At 67.8% G+C, this 13,873-nt stretch carries 11 protein-coding genes; 2 read left to right on the top strand and 9 right to left on the bottom strand.

Annotation, left to right across the window (positions count from 1 at the left end):
• Positions 1-241: 241 nt before the first annotated feature.
• From fdhA to HAV18_RS35910, 9 genes are all read right to left on the bottom strand, one after another.
• Positions 242-1,438 carry a formaldehyde dehydrogenase, glutathione-independent gene (gene fdhA / locus HAV18_RS35870; RefSeq protein ID WP_060323241.1) on the bottom strand — a complete coding sequence of 399 codons (1,197 nt, stop codon included), beginning with the start codon at positions 1,436-1,438 and terminating at the stop codon, positions 242-244.
• Positions 1,439-1,636: 198 nt separating this feature from the next.
• Positions 1,637-2,395 carry a glucose 1-dehydrogenase gene (locus tag HAV18_RS35875; protein WP_166965271.1) on the bottom strand — a complete coding sequence of 253 codons (759 nt, stop codon included), beginning with the start codon at positions 2,393-2,395 and terminating at the stop codon, positions 1,637-1,639.
• A gap of 170 nt (positions 2,396-2,565) precedes the next feature.
• Positions 2,566-3,756, bottom strand: a complete 1,191-nt coding sequence (locus HAV18_RS35880) for an efflux RND transporter periplasmic adaptor subunit (protein ID WP_166965273.1) — start codon at positions 3,754-3,756, stop codon at positions 2,566-2,568.
• Entirely contained in the window at positions 3,756-5,639 is a 1,884-nt protein-coding gene (locus HAV18_RS35885; protein WP_166965275.1) for an efflux transporter outer membrane subunit, read from the bottom strand. The genes HAV18_RS35880 and HAV18_RS35885 overlap by 1 nt, the downstream gene beginning before the upstream one ends.
• Positions 5,640-5,647: 8 nt before the next feature.
• Positions 5,648-6,598 (bottom strand): glycosyltransferase family 2 protein, encoded by a 951-nt coding sequence (locus HAV18_RS35890; protein ID WP_166965277.1) that lies wholly within the window; start codon positions 6,596-6,598, stop codon positions 5,648-5,650.
• Positions 6,599-6,608: 10 nt separating this feature from the next.
• Positions 6,609-8,204: a DHA2 family efflux MFS transporter permease subunit gene (locus HAV18_RS35895; protein WP_166965279.1), complete on the bottom strand. Its 1,596-nt coding sequence runs from the start codon at positions 8,202-8,204 to the stop codon at positions 6,609-6,611.
• Positions 8,201-9,484, bottom strand: a complete 1,284-nt coding sequence (locus tag HAV18_RS35900; RefSeq protein ID WP_166965281.1) for a glycosyltransferase — start codon at positions 9,482-9,484, stop codon at positions 8,201-8,203. The genes HAV18_RS35895 and HAV18_RS35900 overlap by 4 nt, the downstream gene beginning before the upstream one ends.
• Before the next feature lie 17 nt (positions 9,485-9,501).
• Complete coding sequence (locus tag HAV18_RS35905) at positions 9,502-10,071, bottom strand: isoprenylcysteine carboxylmethyltransferase family protein (RefSeq protein WP_166965283.1); 570 nt, start codon at positions 10,069-10,071, stop codon at positions 9,502-9,504.
• Positions 10,072-10,147: 76 nt separating this feature from the next.
• Positions 10,148-11,050 carry an alpha/beta fold hydrolase gene (locus HAV18_RS35910; protein ID WP_166965285.1) on the bottom strand — a complete coding sequence of 301 codons (903 nt, stop codon included), beginning with the start codon at positions 11,048-11,050 and terminating at the stop codon, positions 10,148-10,150.
• Between the two features lie 721 nt (positions 11,051-11,771).
• On the opposite strand from HAV18_RS35910, the gene betI reads away from it, so the two are divergent.
• Together betI and betB are read left to right on the top strand one after the other, a co-directional pair.
• Positions 11,772-12,356, top strand: coding sequence for a transcriptional regulator BetI (gene betI, locus HAV18_RS35915; protein WP_166965287.1), 585 nt, complete (start codon positions 11,772-11,774; stop codon positions 12,354-12,356).
• 32 nt (positions 12,357-12,388) lie between these two features.
• Positions 12,389-13,858 carry a betaine-aldehyde dehydrogenase gene (gene betB / locus HAV18_RS35920; protein WP_166965289.1) on the top strand — a complete coding sequence of 490 codons (1,470 nt, stop codon included), beginning with the start codon at positions 12,389-12,391 and terminating at the stop codon, positions 13,856-13,858.
• The last annotated feature ends 15 nt before the right edge of the window (positions 13,859-13,873 follow it).

The following is a 13,873-nucleotide window of genomic DNA, read 5'->3' on the forward strand; positions in this document are numbered from 1 at the left end:
CGAAGGGAAGTGACTTGGCCATCCGTGGATTCGCCGCCGGGCGGTGGGGTCGGGAACGGGAACGGACGATGAATATCGCAGCAATTCCGTGCGGCCGGGATCGGGGAACGCCGGCGTCCCGGCCCGTGCGGTACGTGCGCGTGACCGGCTCTTCCCCGTGCCCCCACAGCAAAAAACGGGCGGCCCGTTTCCGGCACCGCCCGTTTCGCACGACGCGCTGCGCGCGTCGAACGCTAGCGCATTACGCCGCCAGCAACCCGTGCGGATCGATGACGAATTTGCGCGGCGCGCCGCCGTCGAACTTCTTGTAGCCTTCCGGTGCCTGGTCGAGCGAAATCACTTCGACGTTGACGATCTTCGCGATCGGCAGCCGGTCGAACAGGATCGCCTGCATCAGGTTGCGGTTGTACTTCAGCACCGGGGTCTGCCCCGTGAAGAACGAGTGCGACTTCGCCCAGCCGAGGCCGAAGCGGATGCTCAGGCTGCCGTGCTGCGCGGCCTTGTCCTTCGCGCCCGGATCGTCCGTCACGTACAGGCCCGGGATGCCGATCGCACCGGCCGGCCGCGTGATTTCCATCAGCGAGTTCAGCACCGTCGCGGGCGCCTCTTCCGAGTGGCCCGACGAACCGTGGCCGTGCGCTTCGAAGCCGACGCAGTCGACCGCACAGTCGATCTCGGGCACGCCGAGAATCTGCTCGATCTGCTCGCCGAGCGATGCGTCCTTCGACAGGTCGACCGTCTCGAAGCCCATCGCCTTCGCGTGCGCGAGGCGTTCCGCGTTCATGTCGCCGACGATCGTCACGGCTGCGCCGAGCAAACGCGCCGATGCGGCCGCCGCCATCCCGACCGGGCCCGCGCCCGCGATATAGACCGTCGAGCCCGGCTTCACGCCGGCGCTCACCGCGCCGTGATAGCCGGTCGGCAGGATGTCGGACAGGCAGGTCAGATCGCGGATCTTCGCCATCGCCTGATCGCGGTCGGGGAATTTCAGCAGGTTGAAATCGGCATACGGCACGAGCACATACTCGGCCTGGCCGCCGATCCAGCCGCCCATGTCGACGTAGCCGTACGCGCCGCCGGCACGCGACGGGTTCACGTTCAGGCACACGCCCGTGTGCGTGTCCTTGCACATCGCACAGCGGCCGCAAGCGACGTTGAACGGCACCGACACGAGATCGCCGAGTTTCAGCGTCTCGACGTCGCGGCCGATCTCGACCACCTCGCCCGTGATCTCGTGACCGAGCACGAGGCCGACCGGCGCGGTCGTGCGGCCACGCACCATGTGCTGGTCGGAACCGCAGATGTTCGTGCTGACCACTTTCAGGATCACACCGTGGCCGATCGCGCGGCCGCTTGGATCGACCATCTTCGGATAATCGATTTTCTGGACTTCGACCTGGCCCGGCCCAAGATAGACGACACCTCGATTGCTGCTCATCGTATTGTCTCCATGTCTCGTTGGATGGCGCGGCGGCGCGCCGGCTAATGCGGCGCACGCGCAACGTGCTGTTCGAGAGTAGTCCGGGAGGCAGGGGCGCCGATGTCTCAAACGCGACACGCGTTTGAACGGGGCCGACATCGATGGCGGAAATGCGAAAGTCGGGCGGGTGAGCCGCAGGAAGGCTTCAGGCGGCCGTCATCCCTGCACCGAATAGCCGCCGTCTACCGGAATGACGGCGCCCGTCACGAAATCGCACTCGGGCGCGCACAGCGCGACGGCAATACCGGCCAGATCCCGCGGCTTGCCCCAGCGACGCAACGGCGTGCGTTCCAGCACGCTGCGTTCGAGATCCGGAAACAGCCGCTTGGCTTCGTCGATCAGTTCGGTTTCAATCCAGCCGGGCAGCAGCGTATTGACCTGGATGTTGTCCGGCGCCCATTCGACGGCCCACGCCTTGCCCAGCTGAACGATCCCGCCCTTGCTCGCCGCGTAGGCCGCGCCGTAGGTCGTGCCGAACAGCGACAGCATCGAGCCGATATTGACGATCTTGCCGCCGCCCGCGCGCCGGAATGCAGGGTGAATGGCCTGCGCGCAGAAATGCGCGCCGCTCAGGTTCGTATCGATGATCCGATACCACTCGTCGGCGGTCAGTTCATGCCCTTGCTTGCGGATGTTCATCCCGGCGTTGTTCACGAGAATGTCCAGCCGGCCGAAATGCCGCTCGCCCTGCTCGACGGCGTGCACGCATTCGTCCCGTTGCGTGATGTCCGCCTGGATGAACGTGCCGCGTTCGCTGCCGCCCGGCAGCGACGCGAGCGCCGCGTCGCCCTTGCCGGCATCGCGGCCGACGAGCACGACGCGCGCGCCGGCCTCGGCCATCCCGTGCGCAATGCCGAGCCCGATCCCGCTCGCCCCTCCGGTGATGACGGCCACCTTGCCTGACAGGTCGAACACACGTCCCTCCGATTCGCGTTGCTGTTCCGATTGCGCAACAGCATAGCCCGGTGCAACGCGACGTTGCGCCGGTATCGGGCACGATATTTTCGGGCGCGGCGCATGCCTTTTTCGAATCTTTCGGCCTTGGCCCGGCCGACGCATTCGGCACATCGCGCACCGGCGGGCGGTCAGCCGCCGGCGTTCTCGCGGATGATCGCAGCAGCCGCCGCTTCCGCCTCACTCGCTACCCCGTCGTGCACGCGCGTGCTGACGGCCGGCGTCGGCGGCTCGCTGTCGAGCGCGTGGCCGTTGCGGTCGCGCGTGTCGACCGTTGCACGCATAGACAGCCCGACGCGCAGCGGATGCGCGGCGAGCTCGCGCGGCTCGAGCGCGATCACGACCGGCACACGCTGCACGACCTTGATCCAGTTGCCGGCCGCGTTCTGCGACGGCAGCATCGAGAACGCGCTGCCCGTGCCCGCCGAGAAGCCCTGCACGCGGCCGCGATAGGTCACGCGCGAACCGTAGAGATCCGACACGACCTCGACCGGCTGCCCGATGCGCATGTGGCGGATCTGCCCTTCCTTGAAATTCGCCTCGATCCACAGCTGGTTGAGCTGCACGATCGACATCAACGGCACGCCGGGCCCGACCTGCTGGCCGACCTGTACCGAACGCTGCCCGATCGTGCCGTCGACGGGGGCGACGATCGTCGTGCGCTTCAGGTTGCGGTACGCGAGCTTGAACTGCGCGGCTGCCTGCACGACGGCCGGGCTTTCGTCGACGGGCAGCTTGCTGCCGAGCGCGCGCGCCGCGTCGAGCTGCGCCTGCGCGGCCGCGAGATTCGCCTGCGCACCGGCGACCGCCGCCCGTGCACGTGCGAGTTCCTCGGGTGCGACGATCTCCACCGATGCGCCCGAGCGCGCGGCAAACGCGCGCTGTGCGAGCGACAGGTCGGCGCGCCGCGCGTTCACGGCCTCGACGTACATCGTGTTCGAGATCTTTGCGTTCGCGAACTGCCGCACGGCCTGCGCGAGCTGCGCCTTCGCCTGCGCGAACGCGACGGACGCCTCGGTGTCGTCGAGCTTCACGAGCGTCTGGCCGGCGCGCACGGCCTGCGTATCGGCGACCACGACGTCGGTCACCGACCCCGGGATCTGCGCGGCAACCTGGACGATGCTGCCGGCAACGTACGCGTCGTCGGTGTCTTCGTAATAGCGATCGCTCAGCAGCCAGTATGCGATCCATGCCAGCGCGGCCACCAGCACGACCGCGAAGAACACGATGAAGCGCTTGCGGCGCGTCGCGCGGCGCGCGTCGAGTGCCGGGTCGTTCAGTGCGGCCGGCGGCGCGGCGGTATGAAGGTTGTCGTGGTGCATCAGTCGCTTTGCGTAACGATCAGACGATCGTGCTGGAACAGGGGGATCGGCGGCATGACCGACGCGCCCGGCGCCGGGTTCGCCGCCGCCGTGCGCGCGGCAACGGGGGTGCCGCGAAGCGTCGCGCCAACGGCCGGCGTGCGTGCCATGTCGTCGCGTCGTGCGGCCCCCGCATTCGATGCGGCGACGGCCTGCGGGACGGCTGCGCTTTGCGCACGCGCATCGGTAGAGGCTCCCGCCGCCGATCGGCTCGCGGTCGCGGCGGCGGGCGGTGTGGTCGATGTGGTCGTGACGGTCGCAGCCGCCACGGCGGGCGCTGCGGGTGCAGCGCTCGAAGCGCCTCGCTTCGCCGCCCCGCTACGCGGCCGATGCACGCCCTGCGCCTGTGCGACCGTCGCGCCCGCATCGAACCCGCCGCCCAACGCGCCGATCAGCCCGACCCGCAGCGTGCGCTGCCGGCCGAGCAGCGCGATCATCTGCGCGCGCTCGTCGATCAGCGTGAGATCCGCGACATCCACGTCCTTCTGCATCAGCACGCCGCGCCGGTGACGGTCGGTCGCGATCTGCACGATCTTTTGCGCGGCCGCGACCGCGTCCTGTTGCTGCGCGACGAGCGTCTGCGACGTCTGCAGCGACGTGACGAACTGCGCGACCTGACCGAGCGCGTCGTCGACGGTCTTGTTGTACAGCCCGATCGCGACATCGGCCTGTGCGACATCCGCGCCGAGCTTCGCCTTCAGCCGGCCGCGATCGAAAATCGGCAGCGAGATCGCCGGGCCGACGGAGCCGGCGAGCGCGTCGCGCGAGAACAGCGACGCGGGCGTCAGCGCGAACACGCCGCCGAGCGCGACGAGGTTCACGTCCGGATAGAACTGCGCGCGCGTCGAATCGGCATTCGCGAACGCGGCTTCGACGCGCAACCGTGCGGCGACGACGTCGGGCCGGCGGCCCAGGAGACCGGCCGGCAACCGCGCGGGCAGCGCGCCGCCGGCAAATGCGCCGACGCGCGGCCGCTGCAGCGCGAGCCCGCGCTCCGGGCCGCGACCCGACAGCACGCCGAGCTGCAGTTGCGCGAGCTTGATCTGCTCTTCGTTCAGCGCGATCTGCGCGAGCAGCTTGCTGCGCTTGATCGATGCATCGCTCGCGTCGTACGCGTTGTCGAGCCCGCGCGCGGTACGCTCGCGCAGCACGGTCGTCACGCGCTGGCTGACCTGCAGTTTCTGCTGCAGCAGGTCCTGCGTCGCATACGCCTGGTCGAGCTGGCAGTACACGGTGACGATCGCGACCGCCAGCGTGAGCCGCACCTGCTCGGCCTCGACCCGCGCCGCTTCACGCAGCGACATCAGGCTCTTCGTCGCGGCGCGGTTCTTGCCCCACAGGTCGAGCTGGTAGTTGAGCCCGACGAACACCGACGACGGCGATACGTTCGGATCACCAAAAATCTCGACCGGCACGCGATAGCCGCCGACCGACACGTTCGCGACGTCGTCGCCCGGCTTCGGCATCCGCGAACGGCTGACCGTTGCGCCGGCCGTGCCCGTCAGCCCCGTCAACGAATCGAACTGCTGAAGCTGGGCCTGCGCGATCCGCAGCCGCGCCTGCGCGACCTGCAGGTCGGGGTTGTTCTGCGATGCCTCGGCGACCAGCGCATCGAGCTGCGGATCCTGCAACTGCTTCACCCAGTCGGGCGCGGGCCACGCACCGTTCACGCCGGGGCCGGCCGTATGCACGAGCGCATCGTCGGCCGGCGCGCGCAACGACAGTGACGGCAGGAAGCCCGTCGGCACGCATCCGCCCAACGCCAGCGACATCGCCGCAGCACCGATCAACGCACCGCCCTTCACGCTACGCGCCAGACCCGCTGCTTGTTTCACACGCCCCATCGCGCCCCTCATCCCTGCTGAATGCGCTGCTGAACGCGCTGTGCACGCGCGGCCAGACGCGGCCGCGTGTGTTCGAGCGGGCCGAGCCGGCCGAACAGGCCGTCCGCGATGCCGTACAGGATGCCGGCGAGCTTCGCGCGCTTGTCGCGTTCGACGAGCGCGATCTGCACGACCTGCCACACGGTCAGCAGGTTCGGCACGATCGCCACCGGAAAGCGCAGCCCGTACTGCATCCCGAGCTGCACCGCATTGCGCGCGCTGTAGTAGCGCCGTTGCCACGAGTGATTCATCGACGTCATTTCGAAAGGGCCGAGCGCATGACGCTGCTTCGCGCCGATCCGGTGCGGCAACACCAGCGACGGCACGACATAGAGCGGCACGTTGCGCGCGAGCGCGCGGAAGCTGTACTCGGTGTCGACGTGATCGATGAACAGCGTCTCGTCGAAGCGGCCAAGCACGTCGAAGGCGTCGCGCGACACGACGCAGCCCGACGAGATCAGGAACGCGCAGCGCTGCAGCGGCGCACCCGGCTCGATGCGCAGGCGACGCAGCCCGATCCCGTTGGTCGAGAGTTCCGGCAGGAAACTGCGCGCGTTCTCGTCGAAAATGCGCGGGCCGGCCAGGAACGCGCGCCCCGCGAGCCCTGCGCAGACATCGCGCATCGCGGAAAAAAACGCGGCGGGCACGGACGAATCCTGGTCGAACAGCGCGACGGCATCGATGCGGTCGCGAAACAGCGCCGCGAGGCCTGCGTTGTACGCGCCCGCAATGCCGCCGCGATTGCCGTGATGCAGCAGCGCGATGCCCTCGCGCGCGCACAGCTCGCGGGCTCGCGCATCGGGCTGCGGCGTGTTGTCGACGACGAGCAGCGCGTCGCACGCGTGCCGCCAGGCGCCAAGCGCGTCGAGCTGTGCATCGCTCGGGTGATACAGGATCACGAGTGCGCCGAGTGTCGTCATGTTCCTCTCCTCAATGCCCGAACGACGCCGCCGCGCCACGCTTCGGCCGCGTCAGCCACATCATTGCCGCGAGTGCGAGACACGTCATGCTCGCCATCCAGAACATGTCGTTGGTCGCCATCATGTACGCCTGCTGCATCACGACCTGGTGCAGCGTCGTCAGCTCGCGCACGCCGTCCACGCCCATCGCGTTCAGCGTGTGCACGAAGCGCTGCGTGTTCGCCGACGCGTGCGTGACGGATTGCGACACGACGTCGTAGTGATAGGTCGCGCGGTTGTCCCACAGCGTCACGCTCATCGCGGTGCCAAACGCGGCCGACAGCGTGCGCAGGAAGTTCGACAGGCTCGACGCGGCGGCGAGCCGGTCGTCCGGAATGCGCGACAGCGTCGCGGCCGTCAGCGGAATGAAGAAGCACGGCAGCCCGATCCCCTGGATCAACCCCGGCGCGGCGATCTGCGCAAACGTCATCTTCAGCGTGAAATGCGCATCCCACGCGAGCACGGCCGCGAACACGAGGAAACCGAAGGTCGCGAGCACGCGCGCGTCGAAGCGGTGCGCATGCAGCCCGACGAGGATCGAGAACACCAGCGCGAGCACGCCGAGCGACGCCGTCGCGAGCCCCGCGTGAAACGCGTTGTAGCCCATCACCGCCTGCATCCACAGCGGGAACACGACGCCGACCACCGAGAAGCTCATCATCCCGAGCGAGATGATCAGCACGCAGAACGAGAACGTGCGATCACGAAACAGGCTCAGGTCGACGACGGGATGCGCTTCGCCCGCCTCCCAGATCAGCAGCGACACGATCGCGAGCCCCGCGACCACCGCCAGCGTGACGATCAGCGGCGAACCGAACCAGCCGCGATCGTGGCCGAGATCGAGCATCGCCTGCAGCGAGCCGACGCCGATCACGAGCAGCACGATGCCCGGCACGTCGATCGGGCCGGCCGTGCCGCGTTGCGCGTCGGGGCGCAGCATCGCGGTGCAGACCGCGAACGAGAACAGCCCGATCGGCAGGTTGATCAGGAAAATCCACGGCCACGAGAAGTTGTCGACGATCCAGCCGCCCACCACCGGCCCGAAGATCGGCGCGAGCAGCACCGTCATCGCCCACAACGCGAGCGCGATCGTGCGTTTGTTCGGCGGGAACGTGCGCAGCAGGATGGTCTGCGACAGCGGCACCATCGGCCCCGAACACAGCCCCTGCAGCGCGCGGCAGATCACGAGCACGTGCAGGTCGCGCGCGAGGCCGCACAGCAGCGACGTCAGCGTGAACAGCAGCACTGCGCCGACGAACAGCCGCAATTCGCCGACGCGGCGCGCGAGCCAGCCCGTCAGCGGCACCGCGATCGCGGCCGCGACCGAATACGAGCTGATCACCCACGTGCCCTGGCTGTTCGATACGCCGAGACTGCCGGAGATCGCCGGTACCGCGACGTTCGTCACGGTGGAGTCGAGCACCTCGATGAAGGTCGCGAGCGACAGCGCGAACGTCAGCAGCGCGAGCCGGATGCCGCGCACCGGCTGCGCGGCCGGCGCGGGGGCCGGCACGTCGAACGCGGACGGCGTGACGGGCCCGTCGTGAAGCGGCGACGCGGTGCTCATGCGCCGGCCACCGCGACTTCGGGCCGCGCAGCTGCCCGCCCGCGCGGAGGCGCGAACCGTTCGATGAAATCGGCGGCGGCGTCGCAGCCGTCGCGTTCGGCCGCCAGCCGTGCGCGTGTACGCGCCGCGTGCGCCGCAAACGCGGGTTCGCCGAGCACGCGCGCAAGCGCCGCGCCGAGGCGCGCACCGTCGATCGGGCCGTCGACCCGCACGCCGCAGCCGCTCACGGCGACCCGTTGCGCGTTGTCGAACTGGTCGTGCGCGAACGGTGTAACCACCTGCGCGATCCCGGCTTCGAACGCGAGCGCCGCCGTGCCGATCCCGCCGTGATGCACGAGCGCGCGGCAGCGCGGCAGCAGCGTGCGCATCGGCACGAAGCGGCGCACGAGCAAGCGGTCGCCGTCCGGCGCCGCATCGTGCGGCGTCAGCAGGATCCCGCGCGCGCCGGTCGCGCGCAGCGCGTCCGCCACCGCGCGCGCGTATGCCGCGTGATCGACGCGTGTCGAACCGGCCGTGAACACGACCGGGGGCTCACCGGCCGCGAGAAACGCATCGAGTGCCACATCATCGTCAGGTGTCGCAATATCGTTGAACAGCGGAAAACCGCTTTGCAGATGATTCGACGGCCAGTCAGGCTGCGGCGGCGCGAACCAGCCGGGAAACAGGCACAGCACGCCGTCAGTCGAATGCAGCCAGCGGCCCAGCACGCGCCGCGCCGGCGCGAGCCCGAGATCGCGGCGCACCGCGTTGAGCGCGGGGCCGCATGTGCGATCGAGCACCTGACGCTCGATCAGCGTCATCAGCGCCGCCTTCACGGGCAGCGGCCAACGCGCGGGAATCGTCAGGCGCGGGTGGGTCGGCGGCGCATGCGCGGACAGCAGCGTCGACGGCGACACCTGCACCGACACGTACGGCGTGCCGTGCAACTCCTGCATGAAGCGCGCGGAGAACGCCCACAGCGTGCCGACCAGCACCGTATCGCCGTCGGCCCGCGCGCGCAGCGCGTCGTAATGCGGGCGCAGCGTCGGCGCGATCACCTGCCACAGCGTGCGGAACGACGTGCGCGAATCCCACAGCGCGGGGTTCGCCATCGCGGCCTCGTAGTCGGCCGCGGTGCCGATCGGCACGAATTCGAACCCGCAATGGCGCACGGCCGCCTCGAACGGCGCATGCGTGCAGAACACGACGTCGTGACCGCGCGCCGCGAGCGTGCGCGCGACGCCGAGCAGCGGATGCACGTCGCCCGCCGAGCCGATCGCGGTCACGATCATCTTCGCCATTGCGCGCCTCGCGGGGTTCAGTAGAAGCCGGGAATCAGCGCCGCGACCTCGCGGCGGTACTGCGCGTACGCCGGCCCGAAATACCCGGTCAGCCAGCTTTCCTCGACGCGCACCTTGTACGCGAGCGACGCGAACACAAGCAGCACGCCGATCGCGCCGCGCCATTCGCCGCCAATCAGCGCGGCGCCGACGAGCGCGATCAGGCAGCCCGTATAGATCGGGTGGCGCACGAGCGCGTACGGCCCCGTGCGCACGAGTTCGTGGTCTTCCTTCAGCGTGACCGACACGCTCCAGTTCGTGCCCAGATGCAGCCGCGCCCATACCGAGAACAGCAGGCCGGCGGCCAGCACCGCGAGCCCGCACTGCGCCTGCAGGCCGAAGCGCTGCCAGTCGGGCACGAGCGCTTGCCACGACGGATCGGGCAGGATGATCAGCGCGCCGCCGACGATCAGCGGAATCGACTGCAGCGTGCGCGAGCGCGAAGCCTCCTTGCGCACGGTCGTCTTCACGCCTTGCGAAGTGGCGATCCAGTAGGCGAGCCACGCGGCCCACGGAACGACGATGGCGATGGTCTGTACGATATTCACGGCTGGCCTGCCTCGTTGGGATGGGAATTCGGATGCGCCGGATGTGCCCGATGCGCCGGACGCACGGCGTGCGACGTCACGACGACAACGCGTGCATCGGCGCGGGCATGCACGCCTGCGAGGCGGCGTGCGCGATGCCGGCGGCGAGCGACGACTCGCCGCAGAAAAAGTCGAGCAGCGCCGACCGCGTGTATTCACGCTGCGCGCGGCCTTCGATATCGAGGAAGTGGCCGGCATCCGGCACCGTCGCGAACCGCGCGCGCGGCACGTGCGCGCCGAGCTGGCGCACGTCGGCGGGCGTCGTGTAGTCGTCACGCTCGCCGTTCAGGAACAGCAGCTCGCAGCCGATGTTCGAGAACTCGCTGAAATAGCGCTCCGGCTGCAGCGACAGGATCTGGTCGACGTGGAACGCGACCTGGTCCTGCTCGTCGCGCGGCAGGCGCGTGAGATACCGGTAGTTGTACAGCTTCATGATGCGCGGCAGGTAGCGGCCGACGGTGTCGTTCAGCAGCTGCGCGGCCTTCAGGTTCTCGCCGGCCGCGATATGGTCGCGGGCGCGCGTCACGTAGTCGACCATCGCATCGTTCAGGAACGGCGAGAACGAGCAGATCGCCGCGCGCCGCACGCTCGGGCAGCCGCGTGCGAGTGCGAACAGCGACGCGACGCCGCCCCACGACACCGACACGAGGTAAGCCGGCGCGAAGCGCTCGACCAGGTGCTGCAGGATCGCGGCTTCGTCGTCCTTCGTCAGGATGAAGCAACCCGGGTTGTGTTGGCGCGACTGCCCCGCGTACGGCAGGTCGAAGCAGATCGTGTTCATCCGCTCGCCGAGATACTGGACGGTCTGCCCGAACGACGCGGTCGTCGCGAGCGCGCCGTTGACGAGCATTGCCGTGTCGAACGCCGGGTCGAACACGTTCCGTTCGACGTAGACCTTCAGACCATTCGGCAACGGGACCACGTGTTTTTCGGTCAGCATCGTCGTTCTCCGGTGGATGCGGCGTCTCGACGTCGCGGCATGCTGCAGGTGCGCAATGACTGCGCCGGTTATCGCGCGCAATCCGAATCGCGCTGTTGGCCAATGCACCGCGGCAATACCGGCGGCATCGATTCATTCCTCGTAGTGCGGCGCCATACTAATACGGACAATATTACTGACTCAAGTCATTCCAACGATAGCCTCTACTCTTCCCGGAAATACGGTCGATTCAAATTATTCCCGCATTTTTTATGGTAAGCCGAACTCTTCAGAGCGCGGCCGCAATCGTTTGCCAAGCGACGATCGATCCCCGTTTAATCTTCATATATTCATTTAAAATCAATGCGTTGATTCGTTTCATTCGCTTATTTCAAACGGATTTTCATGAATGAATCGTGACGTCGTTTCTCCGGCCGACTTCCATACTTCACCGAGTATCACACTGCTCAATACTCTTTCATTTCGTAATCGCTTCGATACCCGCAACGATTAACCGGATTGATCGCCCACCTCAGAAAGTGTTTTAAACAAAATCCAGATTTTTTAATCATCTTTCGATTATTTTTCCGCACCTGCACAACGCGCAGTCGCCCCCCCCCTCTCGCCTGCCCGGCACACACCGCCACCGTCAGACCCCGATTTTTTGTTGATTGAACGATCAATAAAAAACCGCTAAGCTCTCGACTTCCAGGGACGGCCCGTCCGGGCGAAGGGAGTCGCGATGCCGAAAGTCGGAATGCGGGAGATTCGCCGCGCACAGTTGATCGACGCCACGCTGCGTTCGATCGACGAAGCGGGCCTGCCCGGCACGACGCTTGCATCGGTCGCACAGCGCGCGAACATCTCGACGGGCATCGTCAGCCACTACTTCGGCGACAAGGACGGCCTGCTCGAAGCGACGATGCGGCACGTGCTGCGCGACCTGTGGTCGGCCACCACGCGCCGCCGCGTGGCGGCGCGCAAGGATCCGCGTGCCCGGCTGCGCGCGATCGTCGCCGCGAACTTCGACGACACGCAGGTCAGCGCGCCCGTGATGAAGACGTGGCTCGCGTTCTGGTCGCAGAGCATGCACGACCCGATGCTCAAGCGCCTGCAGCACGTCAACACGCGGCGCCTCCATTCGAACCTGTGCGCCGAATTCGCGAAGGCGTTGCCGCTCGCGAAGGCGCGCGAAGCCGCCAGCGGCCTCGCCGCGCTGATCGACGGCCTGTGGCTGCGCGGCGCACTCGCCGGCGGCCCGATCGACACCCGGGCTGCATTGAAGCTCGCCCACGATTACATCGACCTGCTGCTCGCGTCCGACTGACGCGCAACGCAGTCGCCCTCAAGGAGATCCTCATGTCCGTATTCGGTTTGCAGCGCCTCTACATCGGCGGCGGTTACGTCGACGCCACGAGCGGCAAGACTTTCGACACCTTCGATCCCGCCACCGGCGAACTGCTCGCACAGGTGCAGCAGGCCAGCGCGGCCGACGTCGACCGTGCCGTTGCGTCCGCGCAGGAAGGTCAGCGCGAATGGGCCGCGATGACCGCGATGCAGCGCTCGCGCATCCTGCGCCGCGCGGTCGACCTGCTGCGCGAGCGCAACGACGAGCTCGCAGCACTCGAAACGCGCGACACGGGCAAGCCGATCGGCGAGACGCTCGCGGTCGACATCGTCACCGGCGCGGACGTGATCGAGTACTACGCGGGCCTCGCGACCGCGATCGAAGGGCTGCAGGTGCCGCTGCGCGCGGAATCGTTCGTCTACACGCGCCGCGAGCCGCTCGGCGTGTGCGCGGGCATCGGCGCGTGGAACTACCCGATCCAGATCGCCTGCTGGAAGACGGCGCCCGCGCTCGCGGCCGGCAACGCGATGGTGTTCAAGCCGAGCGAAGTCACGCCGCTGACCGCGCTGAAGCTCGCGGAAATCTATACGGAGGCCGGCGTGCCGGCCGGCGTGTTCAACGTCGTGCAGGGCGACGGCTCCGTCGGCGCGCTGCTCACGGGCCATCCGGACATCGCGAAGGTGTCGTTCACGGGCGGCGTCGAGACAGGCAAGAAGGTGATGTCGCTGGCCGGCGCGTCGTCGCTGAAGGAAGTGACGATGGAGCTCGGCGGCAAGTCGCCGCTGATCGTGTTCGACGATGCGGATCTCGACCGTGCGGCCGACATCGCAGTGACCGCCAACTTCTTCAGCTCGGGCCAGGTCTGCACGAACGGCACGCGCGTGTTCGTGCACCGCTCGATCAAGGACGCGTTCACGCAAAAGGTGCTCGAACGCGTGAAGCGCATCCGCGTCGGCAAGCCGACCGATGCCGATACCAACTTCGGCCCGCTTGTGTCGGCAGCGCAACTCGACAAGGTGCTCGGCTTCATCGAAAGCGGCAAGGCCGAGGGCGCGAAGCTGCTCGCGGGCGGCACGCGCCTGACCGACGGCCACTTCGCCAGCGGCCAGTACGTCGCGCCGACCGTGTTCGGCGATTGCCGCGACGACATGAAGATCGTCCGCGAGGAAATCTTCGGGCCGGTGATGAGCATCGTCGATTTCGAATCGGAGGACGAAGTGATCGCCCGCGCGAACGACACGCACTACGGCCTGGCAGCCGGTGTCGTGACCGAGAACCTGTCGCGCGCGCACCGCACGATCCATCGCCTCGAAGCCGGCATCTGCTGGATCAACACGTGGGGCGAATCGCCGGCCGAGATGCCGGTTGGCGGATACAAGCAATCCGGTGTCGGACGCGAGAACGGCATCACGACGCTCGAGCACTACACTCGAATCAAGTCGGTGCAGGTCGAACTCGGCCGCTACAACCCGGTGTTTTGAGAATCACGAAAGGAG

It is taken from the genome of Burkholderia sp. D-99 (assembly GCF_011605345.1).
In the GTDB taxonomy this organism is placed as follows: Bacteria; Pseudomonadota; Gammaproteobacteria; order Burkholderiales; family Burkholderiaceae; genus Burkholderia.